Origin of the sequence: Mycobacterium sp. (assembly GCF_025933915.1) — a bacterium.
Taxonomy (GTDB): Bacteria; Actinomycetota; Actinomycetes; order Mycobacteriales; family Mycobacteriaceae; genus Mycobacterium.
The window spans coordinates 20,781-42,586 of the sequence record NZ_JAICZA010000008.1; the positions used below are offsets into that span (position 1 = coordinate 20,781).

General features: G+C 66.6%; 16 protein-coding genes. 6 read left to right on the forward strand and 10 right to left on the reverse strand.

The genetic code is table 11. From position 1 onward, the window contains the following. The first annotated feature begins 268 nt into the window (after positions 1-268). The gene (locus Q0W90_RS02230; protein WP_297772941.1) at positions 269-2,236 is read left to right on the forward strand and encodes a SpoIIE family protein phosphatase; all 1,968 of its coding nucleotides are present in this window, start codon (positions 269-271) and stop codon (positions 2,234-2,236) included. Here Q0W90_RS02230 and Q0W90_RS02235 read toward each other — a convergent pair. The 3 genes from Q0W90_RS02235 to Q0W90_RS02245 all read right to left on the reverse strand — a co-directional run bounded on the left by Q0W90_RS02235 (position 2,233) and on the right by Q0W90_RS02245 (position 5,807). Continuing rightward, entirely contained in the window at positions 2,233-3,477 is a 1,245-nt protein-coding gene (locus tag Q0W90_RS02235; RefSeq protein ID WP_297595845.1) for an acyl-CoA dehydrogenase family protein, read from the reverse strand. The two genes, Q0W90_RS02230 and Q0W90_RS02235, sit on opposite strands and share 4 nt — an antisense overlap. Then, positions 3,474-4,625, reverse strand: coding sequence for an acyl-CoA dehydrogenase family protein (locus Q0W90_RS02240; protein WP_297595843.1), 1,152 nt, complete (start codon positions 4,623-4,625; stop codon positions 3,474-3,476). Before Q0W90_RS02240 ends, Q0W90_RS02235 begins: the two co-directional genes overlap by 4 nt. Before the next feature lie 222 nt (positions 4,626-4,847). Beyond that, entirely contained in the window at positions 4,848-5,807 is a 960-nt protein-coding gene (locus Q0W90_RS02245; protein ID WP_297595841.1) for an alpha/beta hydrolase, read from the reverse strand. Positions 5,808-6,163: 356 nt separating this feature from the next. Between Q0W90_RS02245 and Q0W90_RS02250 the strand changes: the two genes are divergently transcribed. Together Q0W90_RS02250 and Q0W90_RS02255 are read left to right on the forward strand one after the other, a co-directional pair. Continuing rightward, complete coding sequence (locus tag Q0W90_RS02250; RefSeq protein ID WP_297595839.1) at positions 6,164-7,396, forward strand: cytochrome P450; 1,233 nt, start codon at positions 6,164-6,166, stop codon at positions 7,394-7,396. Next, positions 7,393-8,550, forward strand: coding sequence for a Zn-dependent alcohol dehydrogenase (locus Q0W90_RS02255; RefSeq protein WP_297595837.1), 1,158 nt, complete (start codon positions 7,393-7,395; stop codon positions 8,548-8,550). Before Q0W90_RS02250 ends, Q0W90_RS02255 begins: the two co-directional genes overlap by 4 nt. Positions 8,551-8,574: 24 nt before the next feature. Here the strand turns inward: Q0W90_RS02255 and Q0W90_RS02260 are convergent, their stop codons facing one another. Continuing rightward, the gene (locus Q0W90_RS02260) at positions 8,575-9,396 is read right to left on the reverse strand and encodes an SDR family NAD(P)-dependent oxidoreductase (protein ID WP_297595835.1); all 822 of its coding nucleotides are present in this window, start codon (positions 9,394-9,396) and stop codon (positions 8,575-8,577) included. A 49-nt stretch (positions 9,397-9,445) separates the two neighbouring features. Then, complete coding sequence (locus tag Q0W90_RS02265; RefSeq protein ID WP_297595876.1) at positions 9,446-10,666, reverse strand: cytochrome P450; 1,221 nt, start codon at positions 10,664-10,666, stop codon at positions 9,446-9,448. Between the two features lie 224 nt (positions 10,667-10,890). Here Q0W90_RS02265 and Q0W90_RS02270 point away from each other — a divergent pair, with 224 nt between their 5' ends. Then, a complete protein-coding gene (locus tag Q0W90_RS02270) occupies positions 10,891-12,387 on the forward strand; it encodes a carboxyl transferase domain-containing protein (protein ID WP_297698648.1) in 1,497 nt (498 codons plus the stop codon). A gap of 82 nt (positions 12,388-12,469) precedes the next feature. On the opposite strand, the gene Q0W90_RS02275 is transcribed toward Q0W90_RS02270, so the two are convergent. Then, positions 12,470-13,669, reverse strand: coding sequence for an IS30 family transposase (locus Q0W90_RS02275; RefSeq protein WP_297698646.1), 1,200 nt, complete (start codon positions 13,667-13,669; stop codon positions 12,470-12,472). A gap of 94 nt (positions 13,670-13,763) precedes the next feature. After that, positions 13,764-15,296 (reverse strand): dolichyl-phosphate-mannose--protein mannosyltransferase, encoded by a 1,533-nt coding sequence (locus tag Q0W90_RS02280; protein WP_297772977.1) that lies wholly within the window; start codon positions 15,294-15,296, stop codon positions 13,764-13,766. An 82-nt stretch (positions 15,297-15,378) separates the two neighbouring features. Here Q0W90_RS02280 and rsmI point away from each other — a divergent pair, with 82 nt between their 5' ends. Then, entirely contained in the window at positions 15,379-16,218 is an 840-nt protein-coding gene (gene rsmI / locus Q0W90_RS02285; protein ID WP_297772945.1) for a 16S rRNA (cytidine(1402)-2'-O)-methyltransferase, read from the forward strand. A 1-nt stretch (position 16,219) separates the two neighbouring features. Here rsmI and Q0W90_RS02290 read toward each other — a convergent pair whose 3' ends face one another. The 3 genes from Q0W90_RS02290 to Q0W90_RS02300 form a co-directional block, all read right to left on the reverse strand. Then, positions 16,220-17,473, reverse strand: coding sequence for an aminodeoxychorismate synthase component I (locus tag Q0W90_RS02290; RefSeq protein WP_297699806.1), 1,254 nt, complete (start codon positions 17,471-17,473; stop codon positions 16,220-16,222). A gap of 107 nt (positions 17,474-17,580) precedes the next feature. Beyond that, positions 17,581-18,492 (reverse strand): RNA polymerase sigma-70 factor, encoded by a 912-nt coding sequence (locus Q0W90_RS02295; protein WP_297594320.1) that lies wholly within the window; start codon positions 18,490-18,492, stop codon positions 17,581-17,583. Then, complete coding sequence (locus Q0W90_RS02300; protein WP_297594318.1) at positions 18,489-19,673, reverse strand: FAD-dependent oxidoreductase; 1,185 nt, start codon at positions 19,671-19,673, stop codon at positions 18,489-18,491. The genes Q0W90_RS02295 and Q0W90_RS02300 overlap by 4 nt, the downstream gene beginning before the upstream one ends. A 347-nt stretch (positions 19,674-20,020) precedes the next feature. Here Q0W90_RS02300 and Q0W90_RS02305 point away from each other — a divergent pair, with 347 nt between their 5' ends. After that, a complete protein-coding gene (locus Q0W90_RS02305; RefSeq protein WP_297699818.1) occupies positions 20,021-21,655 on the forward strand; it encodes a hypothetical protein in 1,635 nt (544 codons plus the stop codon). The last annotated feature ends 151 nt before the right edge of the window (positions 21,656-21,806 follow it).

Below are 21,806 nucleotides of genomic sequence, written 5' to 3' on the forward strand. Positions count from 1 at the left end.
ACCTTTTCGATCCACGTCGCAACGGTGCCCGGTTGCCGCAAACAAGCCGTCGCGGCCCCGCGACGGCTATCGATTTGCGGGAGCGTCAACTTCGCCTGCCGGCGAATTGATCGACGAAACACGCCGGTATCAGACCATTGCGATATGCAACCAATACCATTGCTAATCTGAACATCTACACGTGCACAATAGGTCAACACATTTGACCCGGTTTTACGACTCTGCATTACTGGCAGGCCCGTCGAAAACTGCTAGGAGGAACGGCCAGATGGTGGCCGAAAAGGATTGGGACGGAATCGTCGGTGCGGCCGACGACGTACGGCGGGTATTCAACAATGTCCCCGCGCTGTTGGTCGGGCTCGAGGGACCCGACCACCGGTTTATCGCGGTCAACGCGGCTTACCGCTCACTCAGTCCGCCCATTGATCCCATTGGGATGCTGGCGCGGGAGGTCTATCCCGAGTTGGAAAGCCAGCAGATCTTCCAGATGTTCGACGAGGTCTACCAAACGGGCGAACCACAGTCGGGAACAGAGTGGCGGGTGCAGGCCGACTTCGAGGCCTCGGGGCGAGCCCAGGAACACTTCTTCGACTTCGTCGTCAGCCCGCGGCGCGGTGCGGACGGCTCGATCGAGGGTGTGCAGCTCGCCTTCACCGACGTGACAGACCGGGTGCAGACGCGGATGGCCGCCGAAGTGCGCCTTGAGGAGCTGTCCAAGCGGTACCGCAACGCCCGCGATTCCGCCACCGTCATGCAGCAGGCGTTACTGGCACCGTCGGTGCCCGTCATTTCCGGCGCGGACGTGACCGCGCAGTATCTCGTCGCCGCAGAGGACACCGGGGCCGGTGGCGACTGGTTCGATGCGATACCCCTGGGCGACGGGCTGGTTCTCGTCGTCGGTGACGTCGTCGGCCATGGCGTCGAAGCGGCTGCGGTGATGTCGCAACTGCGTACCGCGCTGCGGATGCAGGTCGTGGCGGGATATCCGATCGCCGAAGCGCTCGAGGCCGTTGACCGGTTCCGCAAGCACGTGCCCGGGTCGAACTCGGCCACGATTTGCGTCGGCGCGCTCGACTTCGCCACAGGCGAATTCCGGTACTGCACCGCAGGACACCCGCCGCCGCTGCTGGTGACATCGGATGGGACGTCACGCTATGTCGAGCCTTCCGGAGCGGGTCCGCTCGGCAGCGGCACGGGCTTTCCGGTACGCACCGAATTCCTTGGCGTGGGTGACTCGATCCTGCTCTACACCGACGGCCTGATCGAACGGCCCGGCCGGCCGTTAGGCGCCAGCACCGCCGAATTCGCCGAGCTGGCTGCGAATATCGCGGGAGGCCAACGCGGCTTCGTCATCGAATCATCGGTGCGACCGATCGACCGTATCTGTTCGGAGACACTGGAATTACTGCTTCGCCCGACCGGTTACAGCGACGACGTGACACTCCTTGCGGTGCAACGCCGGACACCGCCCGCACCGCTGAACATGACTCTGGATGCGACGATTCACGCCGCCCGCACGGTGCGCACCCGGCTGCGGCAATGGCTGTCGGAGATCGGCGCAGACGCAGACGACATCTCCGATGTCGTGCACGCGATCTCAGAATTCGTCGAGAACGCGGTCGAGCACGGGTACGGCACCGAGGTCTCCGACGGTGTCGTCATCGAAGCGACACTGTCCGGCGATGGCGATCTGCACGCCTCGGTGATCGACCGCGGACGGTGGAAGGATCACCGCGAAGGCGAGACGGGCCGCGGCCGCGGCCTGGCCATGGCCGAGGCCTTGGTGTCGGAGGCGCACATCAGTCACGGCGCCGACGGGACGACCGCCAGTGTGACGCACCGATTGTCGCGGGAGGCGAACTTCGTCACCGACTCTCTGGTGAGCCGCACGACCGGTCGGCGGACGGTCAACTCCGAATTCGTCTCCGCGGTCACCGAACCGGGCCGCATCGCGGTCAGCGGCGACGTCGACTCCAACACCGCGTCCACCCTGGACCGCCAGATCGCAGTCGAAAGCCGCTCCGGTGTCGCGCCGTTGACGATCGATCTCAGCGCCGTCACCCACCTCGGATCGGCGGGTGTCAGCGCTCTTGCCGCCGCCCGGGGGCGGGCGAACCGCCAGGGCGGTGAGTTTGTGCTGGTGGCCCCGCCGGGAAGCCCGGCCCACCACGTCTTGTCACTGGTGCAGATTCCAGTTGTCAGTGGCCTCGCCGAGAACGTCGTCGCCGAAGGCTAAGACCGTTCCGACCGTTCGCCGTGCCGCACCTGGTTGAACGGCACCCCGCGGTCGGCGGCATATTCCCGGGGGAAGCCCAGCACCCGTTCGCCTATGACGTTGCGGGCCATTTCCGTTGTGCCGCCGCCGATGGCGACGTTCTGCCGGGACAAGTAACGCAATCCTGCCTCCAGCCCGGCGCCCTGCTCGCCGACCACACCGGCACTTCCCGCGATCTCCAACGCGGTGTCGACATCCGTGGTCACGGTCTCGGAGTGAAACAGCCTGATGAGCGTTCCGGCCGCCGGCGGCAGGATGCCGTCTCTGACACTGCGGTACACATGGCCGATCAACTGCTCGGCCACCGCGCGGTGCACCAGGACACGGCCGGCCTTCTCCTGCACGCGCCGGTTGTCGGCTTGTCCGGTCTTCTCCGCGAGGCTCACGTAATCGACCGGGATCGTGTTGCCTCCCTCGCTGCCGCTGCCGCTGGCGAACTCGGAGCCCTGCCCCACCGCCCGGCGTTCGTGGTACAGCTGGCGTGAGGCCACCGCCCAGCCGCCGTTGATTTCCCCGACGACCGCGTCGTCTCCGATGTCGACTCCGTCGAAGAATTCCTCGCAGAACTCGGTGGACCCGCTCAGCATGGTGATGTGCCGCAACGTGATTCCCGGGTGAGCGATGGGCACCAGGAACATGGTCAGGCCTTCGTGCTTGGGTACATCCCAATTCGTGCGGGCCAGACACAGGCCGTAGTCGGCCGCGAACGCGCTCGTGCTCCAGGTCTTGGCGCCGTTGATTATCCAACGGTCGCCGTGGCGTTCGGCTCGGGTGAGGACACCGGCCAGGTCCGATCCGCCGCTGGGTTCGCTCAACAACTGCACCAGCACCTCCTCGCCGCGCAGCGCCGCGGCGATGTGCTGCTTCTTCTGGTGTTCGCTGCCGGTGTCGAGCAGCGTGGCGCAGCAGATGGTGAACGTGGGGGTGTTGAGGATCAACGGCATTTCGTAGTCGAGGCTTTCGGCGTCGAACGCCTGCTGGTATTCGTAGTCCAGCCCCAGGCCGCCGTACTCGCGGGGAAAACAGATGCCGGCAAATCCGCCGTCGTACAAACGTTTTTGCAGTTCTCGGGCCCTCAGCCACGCCTGTTCATCGTCACGCGGGGCCGGTGGTGGGGACTCGCGGTCGATGGCGGGCATGTTGTCCGCCAGCCATGCCCTGGCCCGCTCAGCGAACTCTGCGACAGATTCGTCTTGTGTCATCTGTCCGAACGACCCGTTTTTTCGAACTCGTACACCCGCAGATTGTGTTCCTCGGGCGTCCCAAACATGCCGCGGTACAACGTAACCCGGCGAAGGTACAGGTGCAGGTCGTGTTCCCAGGTGACACCGATGCCGCCGTGCATCTGTACACAAGCCTGGACGATCTGGCCGGCCATCTCCCCCACGTAGGATTTCGCGATGCTGGCCGACAGGCCCGCTTGCGGCGCGCGGGTGGCCACGTCGGTGACCGCCGCCCAGGTGGTGGCCCGGCAGGCTTCCAGCCAGAGCTTCATGTCGGCGAACTTGTGTTTGAGGGCTTGGTATGACGCCAATGGACGACCGAACGTGTGCCGGTCCAGCGCCCATTGGGTGGTGAAGTCGAAGACCGTCTGCAGGACGCCGATTACCTCCGCGCATTGCAGCACCTGAGCGATCTGGCTTTGTCGATCGACCAGGGCGGGGGTCTCGCCGGCGGTGCCGACGGCCGCCGCCCGGGGTACGACGACACCGTCGAAACCCACTCGGGCGTATTGCTTGACCAGGTCCACCGACTGCTGGGGCTCAATGCTGACGCCCGGCGCGTCCGTCGGGACCAGAAACTGGCGAATCTCAGTGGCATTCGGGCCGCAGCGGGCCACCACCAGCAGCGCCGCGCTCTGGGCGCCCGCCTCCACGCGGTCCTTGACGCCGTCGATGCGGTAACCGGCCTCGGTTTCGGTGGCCGTCAGCGAGGGATCCAATGGCGCCCAGCCCTGGCCGGGCTCACAAACCGCCCACGACGCCACGGTCTCACCCGATATCAGCGCCTCGATGGCGTCGGTGTGCGCTTCGGAGTTCGTGCACTCGGCCAGCGCCGACAGCACGGTGCTGACCGGATACAGCGGTCCGGGCGCCACCGTCTTTCCGAGTTGTTCGGCGACCATCGCCAGATCGGCAAAGCCGCTCTCCGAAACGCTTCCGCCGCCCAGCTCCTCCGGAACGAGCAGACCGGTCCAGCCGAGATCCGCGGCCCGCCGCCACCACGCGGGGTCGAACGATGCGCCTTCGGCATGTAACTCCCGCACCCGGCGCAGCGGCACTTCCTTTTCGAGAAAGGCTTGGGTGGTCGAGGTGAAAAGGATCTTTTCGGGAGAGTCGAGGGTGGTCATGGTGCCGAGGGGGTCCTTCTTGACATTCGATCGCTGCGGGTGCAACGGAAACGGTTTGAGTGTTTGATCATCCGCCCGATCGGTCCTCGGTTGGTTGCGTTTCCGATGTTAGCAACGTGCAATACGGTAAGAGATACCGGAGTTCAGTCGGTAAACGTGGTGACGAGTGTCCGCCTCACGGAAATCGCCGAAGCCGCCACGGTCACCCGGTTCGCGCCTCTCCTACATGGCGAACACACGGCGCACCGCCTGCGCGTGCAACGCCCGGTTCTCCTGGGAAACAATCCAATCCGGCACCATCGAGTCGAAGCCATTGAAGGTCGCTGCAATCACATGCAATTCGGTGTGGACGTAGGCGTGCAGGAGTCGGTTGGCATAGTCGATGGCCTCGTCGCGGCAGGGATCGATCTCGGAGCAGCTGACGAACGTGGGTGGCAGGCCCTCGAGGTTCGCCCGGTGCGCGGGGACGTGTTGCCCATCGGCGCTGGCGTGGCCGAGGTAGTGGTTCCATGCCCGGCTCACGGCCGGGCCGTTGAGGCCGGGAGTGCGCTGGAACTCACGACGCGACGGCGTGGCGTCGGAGTCGAGCATCGGCTGGTGCAGGATCTGCATCAGGATGGGTGGACCTTCCTGGTCGAACATGCGCTGCGTCAGACCGGCGACCAGCGCCGCGCCGGCGTCGCGGCCCATCACCGCGATGCGGCTCGCGTCGGCGTCCCACTCCGCACCGTTCTCGACCGCGTAACGGAAGGCCGCTTCGACATCGTCCAGCGCGGAGGGGCACGGATTCTCGGGCGCCAGCCGGTAGTCGACCGAAACCACCAGACAGGCGCCGTCGCGGGCCAACTCCACGCAGTGCGCGTGGTCTGTCTCCAGGTTCCCGGTGACGAACCCACCGCCGTGGGCGTACACCACCACGGGCGCGGCCGATTCGGTGCGACCGCGGTACAAACGAAGGCCCAGCTGCTGGCCGTCCGGCCCGGCGATGGATCGGGAATCGATCCGGACGCCGCTGGTGTCGGCCGCCGCGGCGCGCTGGCCGGCCAGCAGGTTGGCATGCTCCCGCTCGGCGGCGAGTGTCTCGGTGCGGAACTCGAAGGCGCCTAACTCGACGGCGGCCTCACGCAGCACCGGATCGATGCGGGCGAGGCCGTGGGGCCGGGCCAGGTTCGTCTGTGTCATACCTACTCATTCTCCGGCTGGTCATGCGGGATCATCGACGGTCCCGGCTGGGAGACGCGCCGGACACCACCTTCAAGGTAGACCTGCGCTTTTAGGTGGCGATAGACGAGGTATGTATCGCCGGGGACGAGCCCCGCCGCCATCGCGGTCGCGGCTACCGAATGGAATACGTTGCGCGCACGTCAAAATCGGCCACGGCCCGCGCGTGACGACAGTACGCAAGCCGTTGGGCTTCGTTGCTATTTATACTATGATAGCTAAATTCGGCACGGTACAAACCCGCCGTGGACTCGTGGGCGGTCGTTGATCGGTTCCCGCGAACGGCCCTACTCGGTTGTTTCCAGGAGGAAGCGCTGATGACGCTCAGCACTGACCCGCACGGTCAGCCCGTGGTCCCCCCGCTCGACTTCACCGGCGAAACCAGCCCGTATCCGTTTTTTGAATACATGCGGCACACCGACCCGGTCTGGCATGGCTCCCTGAGCGATAACAGCCAGTTGCCGGAGGAATTGCGGCCTGACGACGAGTGGGTCCTGTTCGATTACGACGGCCTGTCTCAGGCCTTCCGTGACGACCGGATCTTCACGTCGGCCGGCTATGACAAGACGATCGGGTTGGTGATGGGGCATACCATTTTGGCGATGGGCGGCAAGGAGCACCATGACCATCGCAATCTGGTGGCCAAGGCCTTCCGCGCGACCGCGCTGGCGCGTTGGGAGCCGTCGGTGATCGGGCCGGTGTGCGATCAGCTCGTCGAAGAAATCAAAAACGAAGGCCAGGCGGACCTGGTGAAGGCAGTGACGTTCGAGTTCCCGACGCGGATCATCTCCACACTGCTCGGTCTCCCCGCCGAAGATCTCGACCTGTTCCGTCGCCTGTCGCTCGACCTCATCTCGATCCCGACCGACATCGTGGCGGGATTGAACGCCGCCACGGAGCTCTACGACTACTTCCTCAAGCAGGTCGAGCAGCGCAGGCGCAAGCTCACCGATGACATCATCGGCGACCTGGTTGCCGCAGAGATCGACGGCGAGAAGCTCACCGACGAGGCGATCATCGCCTTCTTGCGACTGCTGCTTCCCGCCGGACTGGAGACCACCTACCGTTCGTCGGGCAATCTGCTGTACCTGCTGTTGACCCACCCCGACCAGCTGGCGATGGTCCGCCAGGACCGGTCGTTGCTGCCGATGGCGATCGAGGAGGGCCTACGCTTCGAAACGCCACTGACCATGGTCATGCGGACCACGACCGAAGAGGTCGAAATCGGCGGTAAGACAATCCCGGCCGACGCCCAGATCGACATGTGTATGGGTTCGGCCAATCGCGACGAGAGCCGCTGGACCGACCCCAACACGTTCGACATCCGCCGCCCGCGCCAGGCCCACATCGCCTTCGCGGGCGGCATTCACATGTGTCTTGGCATGCACCTGGCACGGCTGGAAACGCGGGTCATGCTGAACAGCCTGTTCGACCGGGTCGAGGATTTGGCGTTCGCGCCCGACGACGGAACCGGCGAGGAGTCCAAGATCGTCGGGCTCACGTTCCGATCGCCCAACAAACTTCCCGTCACGTTCGTCCCCGCCGCATGAAAAGCCGGGCAGCGATTCTGCACGACGTCGGCGGCCCGTGGTCGGTCGAGGAATTCGAGCTGGACCCGCCCCGCGCCGGGGAAGTGCTGGTGCAGATGGCCGCCGCCGGCTTGTGCCACTCCGACGACCACATCCTCAAGGGCGACATGTCGGCGCCCAACGAGGTGATGCGATCGCTCGGGCTGCCCACCATGTTCCCGACGATCGGTGGCCATGAAGGCTCCGGCATCGTGCGCGAGGTCGGCCCCGGGGTCACCGATTTCACACCGGGTGACCACGTGGTGATGTCGTTCGTCGCGGTCTGCGGCCAATGCCGCTGGTGCGCAAGCGGAATCGAGTACCTGTGTGACGTCGGGATCGGCACCATGGTTCCGGGAATGCCCACCGACGGCACCTTCCGCCACCACACCGCCGACGGCAGAAATCTGGGCCACATCGCCAAGGTCGGTGCGTTCGCCGAACACACTGTGGTATCGACGAATTCGCTCGTGAAGATCGAGCAACACCTGCCGCTGGTGCCGAGCGCGCTGCTGTCCTGTGCCATTCCGACCGGCTACGGCTCGGCCGCGAACCGATCCAACATGAAGGCCGGCGATACCGTCGTGGTGATCGGCGCGGGTGGGATCGGCACGGGCGCCATCCAGGGCGCCCGGATCAACGGTGCCGCACAGATCGTGGCCGTTGACCCGGTGGAGTTCAAACAGAAATCGGCGCTGCAGTTCGGCGCGACGCACAGTACGGCGACGATCGCCGAGGCGCTGGACCTGGTACGGGATTTGACCTACGGCGTGATGGCCGACGCCGTGGTGGTCTCACCGTCGTTGATCACCGCCGACGACGTCCGTGACGCATTGAAGCTCACCCGCAAGGGCGGCACCTGTGTGCTCACCGGGATGACCTCACAGTTGACCCGATCGGTCAACATCGAGCTGCAGGATTTCATCCTGATGAACAAGACGTTGGCGGGCACCATATTCGGCTCGTGCAACCCGAAGGCGGACATCTCCCGGCTGGCCAGGCTGTATCAGACCGGTCAGCTCCAGCTCGACGAGATGATCACCAAGCGTTATCGCCTCGACGAGGTCAACGACGCGTACGACGACCTGCTCAACGGCAAAATCGTCCGGGGCATCATCGATTTCGGGATCGGCTGACCCGGCAGGCCCCGGGGGCCACCCCTAAACGATCTTGGCCAGGGTGTGTTCCCATAATTCGCGCGCAAGAACGGGGTCGCCGGCCGCGCGATTGGCTTTCGCGACTTTGCCTTTCACGTAGTATTCGCCGGCGGTCCAGTCGACACCGGGCGAGCTGGTCGCCAGCCAGACCAGCTGGTCGGCGCCCTCGTCGGCGCTGGCGATGATCCGGCTGACCGGCGTGCGTTGCATGGTCGTCAGAAAGCGCGAGCCGGACGAACGACCGATGTTGGTGTTCACAAAGCCGGGGTGAACCACCGCAACCGAAAGGCCATCGGCGGAAAAGCGCCGATGTAATTCCCTGGTGAACAAGATGTTTGCCAGCTTCGCCAGCGCATAGGCGGTGCTGGGCCGGCGCCGCTCCGTCGTCTCGAAATCGGCCAGCGTGACGTTGCGCAACAGCCGCTGTGACGAGCTGGACGTATTGACGATCGTGGCATGCGAGCCGATGAGCACGTCCAGCAGCAGGGTGGTGAGCAAGAACGGCGCCAGGTAGTTGACCTGAAGGGTGATCTCATGGCCGTCGCCCGTCCGCTGCAGCTTCGAGAACACTCCCCCGGCGTTGTTGCCCAGGACGTCGATGCGCGGGCACGCCGACCGGATTTTGCCCGCCAAGGCCCGAACCTGGGACAGGTCAGCGAAGTCGGCCAGGAAATAGTCGGCGCTCAGCTCCGCGGCCACGGCCGCGGTCTTGCTGTCCGACCGTCCCACCAACACGACGTTGTCCCCGCCACGGCTGATCCGGCGGGCCGCCGCCGCGCCGATGCCGTCGCTGGCGCCCGTGATGACGACCGTCTTTGACGTCACGCCAGAAGTGTATCGATCACCGCCGCATCGTCAGCGCCGGTGGCCGCCCTCAGGCCAGTGAGTAACGAACCGGCAGGTGCTTGAGTCCACCGACGAAGGTGGTGGCGACCAGTTCCGGGTCACCGGTCAGCTCAATGGATTCCAGGCGTGGCAGCAACTCTGAGAAGAAGCTGCTGACCTCCATGCGGGCCAGCGCCGCGCCCATACAGAAGTGGACGCCATAGCCGAAGGCCAAATGCTTGTTGGGGTCGCGGCCGACGTCGAAGCGGAACGGTTCGTCGAAGACGTCCTCGTCGCGGTTTGCCGATACGTACGACAGCAGCACGGATTCGCCTGCGGCGATGGGTACTCCGTGCACGACGGTGTCCTCGGCGGCGGTGCGCATGAACTCCTTGACCGGGGTGACCCAGCGGATCATCTCGTCGGTGGCCAGTGGCATCAGGTCGAGGTTGTCGCGCAGGCGGTGGCGCTGGTCGGGATTCTCGATGAGGGCCTGCAGGCCACCGGAGATGGTGGCGCTGGTGGTGTCGTGGCCCGCGGTGGCGACGATCAGATAGTAGGACACAGTGTCGATGTCCGACAGCGGTTCGCCATCGACGCGGGCGTTGGCGATCGCCGAGGCGAGATCCTCGGTGGGATGCTCGCGACGTGACGCCGTCACACCGTTGAAGTATTGGAACATGTCGAACAACGCCGGCAGCTGATCCTCGTTGGAGGCACCGCGCTTGAACTCGGAATCATCGCTGCCGAACAATTCCTGGGTCAGCTTGAGCATGCGGGGAAAGTCGGCCTCGGGCAGGCCCAGCAGCGACATGATCACGTAAAGCGGGTAATTGACGGCGACTTCCTGAACGAAGTCGCATTCGGGACCCGCGGCCATCATCTTGTCTACATAGATCTTGGCCAGTTCGTCGACGCGAACCTTCAGGGCCCGCATCGCCTTTGGGCGAAACCAGTCGGAGCCGATCGCGCGCACCACCCGGTGCTGTGGGTCGTCCATGTGGATCAGGGTGCGCACACCGGCGACGGCCTGCATCTCGTCGCCTTCCTCGGTCGTCAACACCGGTCGCGGCCAGTTGGTGAAGAGCATGTTTTCGCGCTCGATGTCCATGATGTCGGCGTGTTTGGTGATCGCCCAGAACGGCCGGTAGTTCGGGACCTCCACCCACGACACCGGAGCGTTGGCGCGCAGGTAAGTCAGTGCCGCATGCAGCCCCTGCTCGTCGGTGTACGCCAACGGGTCCGCCAGCAAGTTGGCGGCCCCGTCCATCGTGGTTGTGCTCACTGGTGAAACTCCTCGATTCGGGGTGCCCCGCCGACGAAAGACGGACCTTGAGGCGGGGGATGTCAGGTATGCGGGTAACTTTACAGTAAGCGATCCAGTATGTGACCCTGCAAATACGTGGCGATCGCCGGCGCGGCGTAGCCGGGCGCAGCGGGTCGCCACCATAGGACTGGTCGCGCGACGAATCCTCCATGAGGTAGGACATAGGCATGCCGAAAGCCCAGGATTGGGGAGAAACGCTCGAGGATCTCGAGCGTCGTCGTCAGCACGCGTTCGAAATGGGCGGGCCGGAGCGGCTCGACAAGCACCACAACAAGGGCAAGCTCGACGCCCGCGCGCGGATCGAGCACCTCCTCGACCCGGGCACGTTCCGCGAGCTCGGCACCCTGGTCGGTGGTGAGATCGCGGCCGACGGCCTCGTCGTCGGCTCCGGCTCGATCCACGGCTCACCGGTGATGTTGGGCGCCGAGGACTTCACCACCATGGCCGGCAGCATCGGGCCCGGCGGCAACTCCAAGCGGTACCGCATCGCCGAACTGGCGCTGCGCGACAAGATTCCACTGGTGATGCTCCTCGAAGGCGCCGGCTTCCGCCCCACCGGCGGGCACTACGGGCGCACCCCAACGGACCTGCTCGCCCAGGCGCAATGCTCGGGCCGCGTGCCGACCGTCGCCGCCGTGCTCGGCCCCTCGGCCGGACACGGTGCGCTGGTGGCCCCGGTCTGCGACTTCCGGATCATGAGCGCAGACGGCGCCATCTTCACCGCCGGCCCGCCCGTCGTCAAAGAGTCCACCGGAGAAGATATTTCGAAAGAAGACCTCGGCGGGCCGGACGTCGCTTTGCCCAGCGGCGTGATCCACAATGTCGCCGAAAATGACGAAGCGGTGCTCGACGACGTCCGCCGCTACCTGTCGTACTTCCCGCCGAGCGCATGGTCGTACCCGTCGCCGCTACCCGCGGGTGAGGCCTGCGGGCCGCGACCGACACCGGAGCTGCTCGACATCGTCTCCCGGGACAACCGCCGCGTTTATGACATGCGCGCCGTGCTCGATGTGGTCTTCGACAGCCCCGACTGGTTCGAGGTCCAGCCCCAGTTCGGCAAGGCGATCATCTGCGCGCTCGCCCACCTCGGCGGCCACCCGGTCGCGGTGGTGGCCAACCAGCCCCAGGTGCTCGCCGGTTCCATCGACGCCGACGCCGCCGACAAGGCGGCCCACTTCATCTTGGTGGCCGACTCCTTCCACCTGCCGATCGTCTTCCTCGCCGATAACCCCGGCATGCTGCCCGGCAGCCGATCCGAGCGCACCGGCGTGCTGCGGGCCGGCGCGCGGATGTTCGCCGCGCAGACGGCTGCCACCACGTTGAAGCTGCACCTCACCCTGCGCAAGGCGTACGGGTTCGGGTCGATGGTCATGTCGCTGTTGGGCTTCGACCATCAGGTCGCGACGTTCGCCTATCCCGGTGCGACGATGGGCGCCATGAGCGCCGCGGCGCTCAGCCGCGCCTCGCACGCCGGTGAGGACCTGTCGGAAAAGCTGCGCAATGCCGAGTTGCAAGCGTCGTACAGGTCGGCCGAAGGCATGGGCTTCGACGAACTCATCGATCCCCGTGAGACGCGTGACGCCCTGCTCGCTTCGCTCAAGCGCGGCCTGTCCAGCAGACAGGCCGCCGCCGAACCGGTGACCCGCACCGTCATCCTGCCTTAGGACCGCTCCTGCCTCAGGACCGCCGCGAAACTGTAATTGGCGACGCGTTTACCGACTCAAAGTCAAGTGGTGGATGCAACATTTAGGCGGCTTGGCTGATCAGGGCGGTGAGGCGTTGTGCGGGTGTGTCGAGGTCGAGGGTGGGTCGGGGTCGGCTGTTGAGCTTGTCCTGAACTCGTTTGAGGTCGGCCTTGGAGTAACCCGATAGGTCGGTGCCCTTTTCGAACCAGAACCGCAGTAGCCGGTTGGTGTTCTCGTTACTGCCACGCTGCCAGGGTGAATGGGGATCGCAGAAATAGACGGGGGCCTGCAGCTGCAGGCTGATGTCGTGCCAGGTGGCCATTTCACTGCCGCGGTCCCAGGTGACGGTACGACGCAGATGAGCCGGCAGCTCATTCATCGCCTCGATCATCGCGGTGGCCACCGAATCGGCGGTGTGGTCGTTGGGTAGGTGCAACAAGATGGTGAATCGGGTGCTGCGTTCAACCAGGGTGCCGATCGCACTGGTGCACCCGGCGCCCAGGATCAGATCACCTTCCCAATGTCCCGGCACCGCACGGTCATCCACCTCGGCGGGACGCTGGCTGATGGTGATCACATCACTGAACTTTCCGCGGTGCTCGGTGTGGTCACGGGGCTTGCGGGCCCCTCGTTTGGTCGACAAGCATTTGTTGAGATCGGCGCGCAGTTGGCCGCGGCTTTGGACGTAGAGGCACTTGTAGATGGTCTCGTGGCTCACCCGTGCCAGCCTGTCATTGGGATGATCACGGGCCAACATCTCGGCGATCAGCTTCGGGCTCCACCCGTCGTCCATCCACCTTTCGATGGCAGCGCACAACCGGGTGTCGTTGAGCTTGAATTCCTTGGGCCGCTGGGCGTTCTGAGATGCCCGGGCATGCGCCAGCAAGGCGTGGTAATCGCCGTCGGGGTTGCAGTTACGCCGAATTTCGCGGTAGATCGTCGTGCGGTCGCGGCCGAGTCGCTCAGCGATCTCAGTGTTGCTCAGGCCGGCGTCACGGCCACGCATGATCTCGACGCGTTCCTTGACGCTGATCCGATGACCCGCGCCGCCAGGCAAGGACATGTTGCCCGGTTCGAGCAAACCCAGTCGGCCCCGTCGGCCCATCTGCAACTTCATTGCCCCAGCTTTGCCCCACCACGCTTGACCGACGTTGCGCGACACACCCAGCCGCCGCTCGGCCTCAGACATCGACGTGCCCGAGCACACCAGATCAAACAACCGCCAGCGCAGCGCCCGCGCAGCCGGATACCCAGTCGGCATTGCAACCTCCAAAATCAGGAAATGTTGCACTGACCGTATGAATCCGCCCGAGTGACGCCGTCGCTAGTTACAGTCTCGCGGCGCGGCAAAGACATCATCGCCAGCTGGGCAGCCAGATCTCCATATTCCACGTCTGCTGCGAAATCGGCATACCGGTGAGCACCGGGAACAGCCAGGCGAAGTTGGTCACCACCAACGCCACGTAGGCGCAGACGGCGATCAGGCCCAGCGTGCGTCGTTCCGAGTTCACCCCGAGCCCGCGGGCGGGGGCGCCAGGGGTGTAAAGGACGTCGCCGCAAATCAGCGCGATGGCCATCACCAGGAACGGCGCCATCGTCGCCGCGTAGAAGAAGTACATCTGCCGATCGATGTCGGCGAACCACGGCAGCCATCCGGCGCAATAGCCAACCAGCACAGCGGCGTAACGCCAGTCGCGGCGCACCAGCATGCGCCACAACGCGAAGACCAAGACCGGCACCGCCAGCCACCACATCGCCGGCGTGCCCACCAGCATCTGGGCCTTGACGCAGGATTGCGCGCCGCACCCGGGCACGTTCTGCTGGTCGATGGCGTAGAGCACCGGCCGCAGCGACATCGGCCAGCTCCACGGCTTCGATTCCCACGGGTGGTAATTGCCGGCCGAATTCGTCAAGCTGGCGTGGAATTGGAAAGCCTTGGCGGAGTAGTGCCACAGCGATCGGATGGCGTCGGGCAGCGGGATCACCGAATGCGGGCCGATCGTCTGGCCCACCTCGTGCCGATCGATCGCGGTCTCGGAGGCGAACCACGGCGCGTAACTGGCCAGGTACACCAACACCGGGATCAGGCCCAGCGCATAACCGGTGGGGACGAAATCGCGCCGCAGGGTGCCCAGCCAGGGCCGGTCGACCTGGTACTGGCGGCGCGCGGCCACGTCGAACGCCAGCGACATCGCGCCGAAAAAGATCACGAAGTACAGGCCGGACCATTTTGTGCCGCAAGCCAATCCGAGCAGGACCCCGGCGCCGAGGCGCCACCACCGCACGCCCAGCCGTGGGCCCCATACCGTATCCGCGTTGCGGCCCTGCAGTAGCGCGACGTGCATTCGTTGCCGAACCTGGTCGCGGTCGACGATCAGCGCGCCGAACGCGGCGACCACGAAGAACGTGAGGATGCCGTCGAGCAGCGCGGTCCGCGACGCGACGAAGCTGACGCCGTCGCAGATGACCAGCACCCCGGCGACCGCGCCGACCAGCGTCGACCGGCTGATCCGGCGGACGATCCGCATCACCAGCGCCACCATGACCACGCCGAGCAACGCGCCGGTGAACCGCCAGCCGATACCGCTGTAGCCGAAGATCGCCTCGCCGACCGCGATGAGCTGCTTGCCCACCGGCGGGTGCACCACAAGGCCGAACCCCGGATTGTCTTCCACCCCGTGGTTGTGCAGCGCCTGCCAGGCCTGCGGCGCGTAATGCTTTTCGTCGAAGACCGGGGTGCCCACATCGGTGGGTGAGCCCAGATTCAGGAATCGGGTCACCGCGGCCACCAGGGTGATCACGCCGGTCACCACCCAGCCGCGGACGTGATCGGTCGGCCCGAAATCGGCCACCGGAACCCGCGGACCGGGACTCACGACGGGGACCACGCGCTCCTTTTCGGCGCCCTCGATGGTCAAGGGGGATTCGCGGGGCGGGGCAGTCATCGGTGTCGATCGTAGGCTGTCGCTCATGACCACCGGCCGCCTGTTGCTGGGCGCGACCCCCTTGGGCCAGCCGTCGGATGCCTCGCCTCGTCTCCTGGACGCGCTGGCCCGAGCCGACGTGGTGGCCGCCGAGGACACCCGTCGGGTGCGGACGCTGGCCAACGCCCTGGAGGTGAAAATCACCGGCCGGGTGATCAGCATGTTCGACCGCGTCGAGGCCATCCGCGTGGATTCGGTGATCGAGGCGATCCGGGCGGGCGCGACCGTGCTGGTGGTCAGCGACGCCGGGATGCCGGTGATCAGCGACCCCGGCTTCCGGCTGGTAACGGCGTGTGTGGAGGCCGGCCTGCCGGTGCACTGCCTGCCGGGGCCCTCGGCGGTGACCACCGCGCTGGCCCTGTCCGGCCTGCCGGCGGAGAAGTTCTGCTTCGAGGGGTTCGCGCCCCGCAAAAAGGCGGCGCGACGGACCTGGCTGGACTCGCTGGCCGACGAGCGACGCACCTGCGTCTTCTTCGAATCACCGCGCCGGTTGTCCGCGTGTTTGCATGACGCGGTCGAGCGGCTCGGCGGCGCACGCCGCGCCGCGATCTGCCGGGAATTGACCAAGGTGCACGAGGAAGTGGTGCGCGGATCGCTCGACGAGCTGGCGGCGTGGGCGGCCGACGGTGTGCTCGGGGAGATCACCGTGGTGCTGGCCGGCGCCACCCCGCGCGCCGACCTGCCGTCGCTGGTGGCCGAGGTCGAGGCGCTGGTCGCGGGCGGTGCCCGCGTCAAGGACGCGTGCGGGGAGGTGGCGGGCGCCCACCCCGGGGTGCGGTCGCGCCAGCTTTACGACGCGGTCCTGCAGTCCCGCCGCTCCGGATAGCTCAGCCGGCCTGGCTGGCCATCGCGATGGACGCCAGGCCGACGACGGGCGACGCCTTGTGCAGGCATTCGGCCCACTCGGCGTCCGGGTCGGAATCGGCGGTGATCCCGCCGCCGACGCCCAGCACCGCACCACCCGCGGCGTCGAATTCGACGGTGCGGATCGCGACATTGAGTTCGCATCCGGCCACCGGAGAGGCCAAGCCGATGGTGCCGCAATATATTCCGCGACGACGCGGTTCCCACTGCGAGAGCAGTTGGCGGGCACGGTGTTTGGGTGTCCCGGTGACCGAGGCCGGCGGGAAGGTGGCGTCCAGCAGCGCCGACGTCGGCAGCTCGACGGGGACCTGGGCCGCCACCGTGGACACCAGGTGCCACACGCCTGGTGCGCGCCGCACCACCAACAGTTCCGGGACGGTCACCGAGCCGACGATCGCCACCCGGCCGAGATCGTTGCGGACCAGGTCGACGATCATGATGTTTTCGGCCACCTCTTTGGCCGAGGCGCGTAGCGCTGACGGCCAGGCGTCCAGTGGCAAGGTGCCCTTGATCGGGCTGGAAATGACGTCCGTCCCGCGACGCCGCAGGAAAAGTTCCGGGGACAGGGACGCCACCGCGCCCCACGGGCCCGCGACGTAGGCGGCCCGGGCCGGAGAGGTGCGCGCGACGCCGTCGATGAAGAAGTCCAGCGAGGAACCGCCGGCCGTGCCGGTGAATTGGGTGCACACGCACGCCTGGTAGACCTCGCCGGCGCGGATGGCTTCCAGGCAGGCAAGCACCCCGTCGCGGTGCGCCGCCCGGTCGGCGATGCCCCAGTCGATCCGGCAGTCGCGCGCGGGTGTGGTCGGCGCGGCCAGCGCGGTGGTGAGCCAACCGGGCATCGGGGCGCCGGAGAGGCTCTCGTACCACCAGTGCCCGTCGCGGTCGCGGCGCAGCACGCAGTCCGTCCAGCCGCCGGCGGCCTCGGGAATCCGATTCGGCCGGGCGTCGGCACCCCGATCGGGATAAGACAGGTAGCCGATCCACCCGCCGCCCACCGCGTGCGGCTCGAGCTTCCGCGATCCCAGCTGGACAGCGAACACGTCGTCGGCATCCACCGGCCGCACCGACAGGCTCGGCGCGATCAGCGCCAGGGCGCCGAACCACTCGCCGGTCAGCGCGGCCGGCGGCGGAAGACCGAGCCGGGTCGTGGCGTCACCCACGGCGCGCAGCACCTGGGGTGCGGCGCCAAGATCGCCGAGCCGGTCGATGCGCACTGCCTTAGCTTGACAGAGCGGCGGATTTCCGCACCCCCGGTATCGGCCACTGGTCGGATGGTGGCGATCCGCTGCACCCGGCTACGCCGCGTTTGCGATCGCCACGCTCAGCCGCGGCTGATGTCGCGGGCGCTGGCCAGCGCGGCCAGTTTCCGCGGGTTGCGCATGACGTAGAAGTTGGTGATCTTCCCGTCGGCGATCTCCAGCGTGATCACGCCTTCGAGTTGTTCGCCGAGGTACAGCAACACCGCCGGGGCGCTGTTGCAGGTCACCATGTCCACCCGCAGCGTGGCCATCTCCGCGGCCCTGCGCATCAGCCCGGCGATCGCCCGGGCCACCCGCTCCGCGCCGACCACCGGCCGGCGGGCGGCGCTCACCACGCCGCCGCTGTCGGCCGTCCAGGTGGCGTCCGGGGCGAGCATCGTCATCAGCGTCTCCACGTCGCCGCTGGCCGCCGAGGCCAGGAACTGCGCCGTGATCTCGGCGTTGCGCTCCGGGTCCGCCGCATCGAACCGCTTCCGCCGGGCCCGCACATGTTCGCGGGCCCGGTGCGCGACCTGTCGCACGGTGGGGGCCGGTTTGCCCACCGCCTGGGCGATCTCGCCGTAATCGAAGCCGAACACCTCGCGCAGCACGAACACGGCTCGCTCGTCGGGGCTCAGCGTCTCCAACAAGACCAGCATCGCCATCGAAATCGACTCTGCGAGAACGACATCAGCGGAAGGGTCCTGCTCGTCGAGGAGCAACGGCTCGGGCAGCCAGGGGCCCACGTACTCCTCGCGGCGCCGGGCGTCGGCCCGCAGTGCGTTGAGCGCCTGGCGGGTGACCAGCTGGGCCAGATACGACTTGGTGTCGCGCACCGTCGCCAAGTCGACGGCCGACCACCGCAGATAGCTGTCCTGCAGCACGTCGTCGGCCTCGGTTGCCGAGCCCAGCATCTCGTAGGCGATGGTGAACAGCAGTGGCCGCAGAACGGTGAACCGTTCGGCGTGCTCACTGCCGCTCGGCGAGCGGGTCATCGCGCGGCGACCTCGTCGGCCGGTGACGGCGCGGGCCGCTTGCCGCCCTTGAGCCAGAGATACGAACCTGGCTTGGCGGCCTCGCGCCGGATCGCCCACAGCGTGCCCTTGCAAATCGCTTCCTTGAGCGACGCGGCCGCCCGGCCAGCCAGGAACATGTTCACCGGGGTGTCATCGGTGCGCGCCAGCTGGAAGGTGGCGTCCGAGCGGCCCAGGCTGATGCACTGCCCGACGAACGCCTGGCTCAGCGCCGCCGGCGCGTCTCCGGCGATGCGGCTGAGCACGGTGTTGGCGGCCTGGGCGCCCATCGGCCCGGCGGCCTGGCAGCTCATCCGCAACGGCTGGCCGGATGGCGCGGCGGCGTCACCGGCGGCGACGATGCGGTGGTCGTCGATGCTGGTGAGCGTTTCGTCGGTGAGCAGCCGGCCCATCGGGTCGGTGCGCAGCCCGCTGCGCGCGGCGAGATCCGGCACGGCGAATCCGGCCGTCCAGACGGTGGCCGCGCTGGGCAGCGCGACGCCGTCGGTGAGCACCACGTGATCCCAGCGCACCTCGGCCACCGCGACGGATTCCAGCACGTTGACACCGAGGCGTCGCAGCCGCTTGGCCACCGAGTGCCGGCCCCGCTTGCTCAGCGACGGTCCGAGTACGGGGCCGCAGACCAGCGTCACCGGGCGTCCCTGCTCGGCCAGCTCGGAGGCGGTCTCGATGCCGGTCAGCCCGCCGCCGACCACGGTGACGGGTGCGGGCAGCGGCAGATCGGTAAGCGCAAAGTGCAGCCGCTGCGCGCTTTCCAGGTCGGCGACCGAATGCGCGAATTCGGCGAAGCCCGGCACAATCGATGGCGTCACGCCGGTGCTTCCCACGGCATAGATCAGGTAGTCGTAATTCAGCTCGGCGCCCGAGCTCAGCAGAACGCGCCGGGCGACGGGCTCGATGGCCTCGACCGCGTCGACGACCAGCCGTATCCCGTCGCCGAGCAGCGTCGCGTAATCGGCGGTCGCCGTGCCGGTGTCGGCGACCAATTGGTGCAACCGGATCCGTTCCACGAAGACCGGCCGGGGGTTCACCAGCGTGATGTTGATGTCCGACCGCTGGCGCAGGTGGTTAGCGGCCAGCGTTCCGGCGTATCCGCCGCCGATTACGACGACATGGTTCTTTTGGGGGGCCACCTCGGTCATGGCTGTCTCCTATTCGTGAGGACCTGTGCCCTTGAGACACCGCAGGCCGGCCGAGCGTGACAGGCTTGCCCGCAATTGTGACCCGTCTCACGGCGCCCTGCGGGGCGACAGGCGCCGCAAGGGGTCACGGGGGGCCAAGCCGGAGCACACCCCCGTTGAGCTGCAGCGGAGCAACGGCCGAACCCGCGTGATACGCTGCGCTACGCCAATTCGTGGCCCGCCCCCAGGGCCGGATACACGCACCAGACAACCCGCGAAGATGGGGCCACTTCAGTGCGCATCGGTGTGTATTGGGAGAAGCAACCTTGACGTCGTGTTCATTGCGAACGAGCGCGCTCGTCGCTGTCGTGTGCGCGGCGCTGGCGTTGAGCGGATGCGGCGGTCAGAGCGATCCCGGGCCGCTGTCCGCGATGGTCAGTCCGGCCATCCCGCCGACGGCGCAGGAGATCTCGAACCCGCTGCGCGGCCAATATGAGGAAATGCTGAATCCGCTTTTCCCGCAGGGAAATTCGGCACAGCAGCGATACTCACCCTGGCCCGCGTCCTACGATGCCAGCCTGCGTGTCTCGTGGCGGCAGTTGCAGCCCGTCGATCCGCGCACGCTGCCCCCCGATGCGCCCGACGACCGCAGGTTCGATTTCAGCGTGATCGACGACGCGCTGGCCAAGGTCGGGACCCGGAACATGCGCCTGACCCTCGGCGTGTACGTCTACAAGTCCTGTTGCAACGACTCCTATCCGGACGACACCAACATCGCGATTCCGGACTGGATGCGCCCGTCCGCCGCCAGCTATCCCGCGTCGCCGAAGAGTTCCGCGCCGGGCGTCACCCACGTGGTGCCGAATTTCAACGACCCCGACTACCTCAACGGAGTCGGTCAACTACTGGCCGCGCTCGGCCGGCGATATGACGGCGACGAGCGACTCAGTGTGTTCGAGTTCTCCGGGTACGGTGACTTCGGCCAGAACCAAGTCGGGTATCTGCGCGATTCGCTGAGCGCGCCGGGCCCCATACCCGACGACAGCATGGCAAAGCTGGGCTATTACAGCCAGTTCCGCGACCAGAGCATCACCAAAGCCTCCATTGCGCAGTTGGTCGCGGCGAACGCGAATGCGTTCCCGCACACGCAATTGGTGGTGGCTCCGCAGAATCCGGAGGTCGTCCGCGAATTGTTCGCCGACGACGTCAGCAAGAAATTGGCCGCGCCCGTGGGCATCCGCGCGGATTGCCTCGGCGTGCAGGCGCCGCTGCCGGAGTGGGCCGAGGCCAGCGACTCTCATTACGTGCGTTCCAACGATGCCGTCGTCAACGCGATCAAGCAGCGGCTCACCTCGGCGTTGGTGGTCAGCCAGTGGTGCCGGTTGCCCAACGGTGCCGACCCCCGGTCCTACTACGAGAAGGGGCTGCACGACGTCATCAGGTACCACGTGTCGATGACCTCGAGCGCCGACTTCCCCGACCGGGATGCGACGTCGGCCATGGATCCCAAGCTGTTTCTGTTGTGGGGCAAGGCCAATACCTCCGCCGGCTACCGGTACTCGGTCGAGGCGAAGCCGGGATCGCAGGCGATCCAGGGCAAGGTGGCGACGATCTCGGTGGCCTGGACCAACTACGGCTCGGCGGCGGCCATCGAGCAGTGGGAGCCCGGTTACAAGCTGGTGGACTTCTCCGGAGCGGTGGTTCGCAGCCTGCCGGCGACCGTGAATCTGCGCAAGCTCGTCCACGACGAGACCAGCCAATCGCGTGAGGAGCCCGTTCCGGAGTCGTCGAGCGAGTCAGTGCACGTCGACGTCACCGGCCTGGCGCCGGGTCACTACACGCTGCGGGCCTCCGTCGAATGGCGGCAGCACAAACCGGGCGCCTCGCACGTCGTCAACTACGCACCCATGGCCCTGGCCCGGGACGGCCGTGACGGCTCCGGCCTGTACCCGATTGCCACACTTGACATCCCGAGCGACTCGGCCTCAGCAAACGATCAGTGACGTATTTGGGCCGTAGCGATTTCTCGTTCGGTGCGAGCTTTTCGTAACCCCGGATGGATGGGGCCGTGCGTGATACCGTTCTCAAACGGATTTCCGCCTCCTGACCTGGTGGGTCGAAATTCAACCAGCAAACGATCGAGCGAACCGTCGA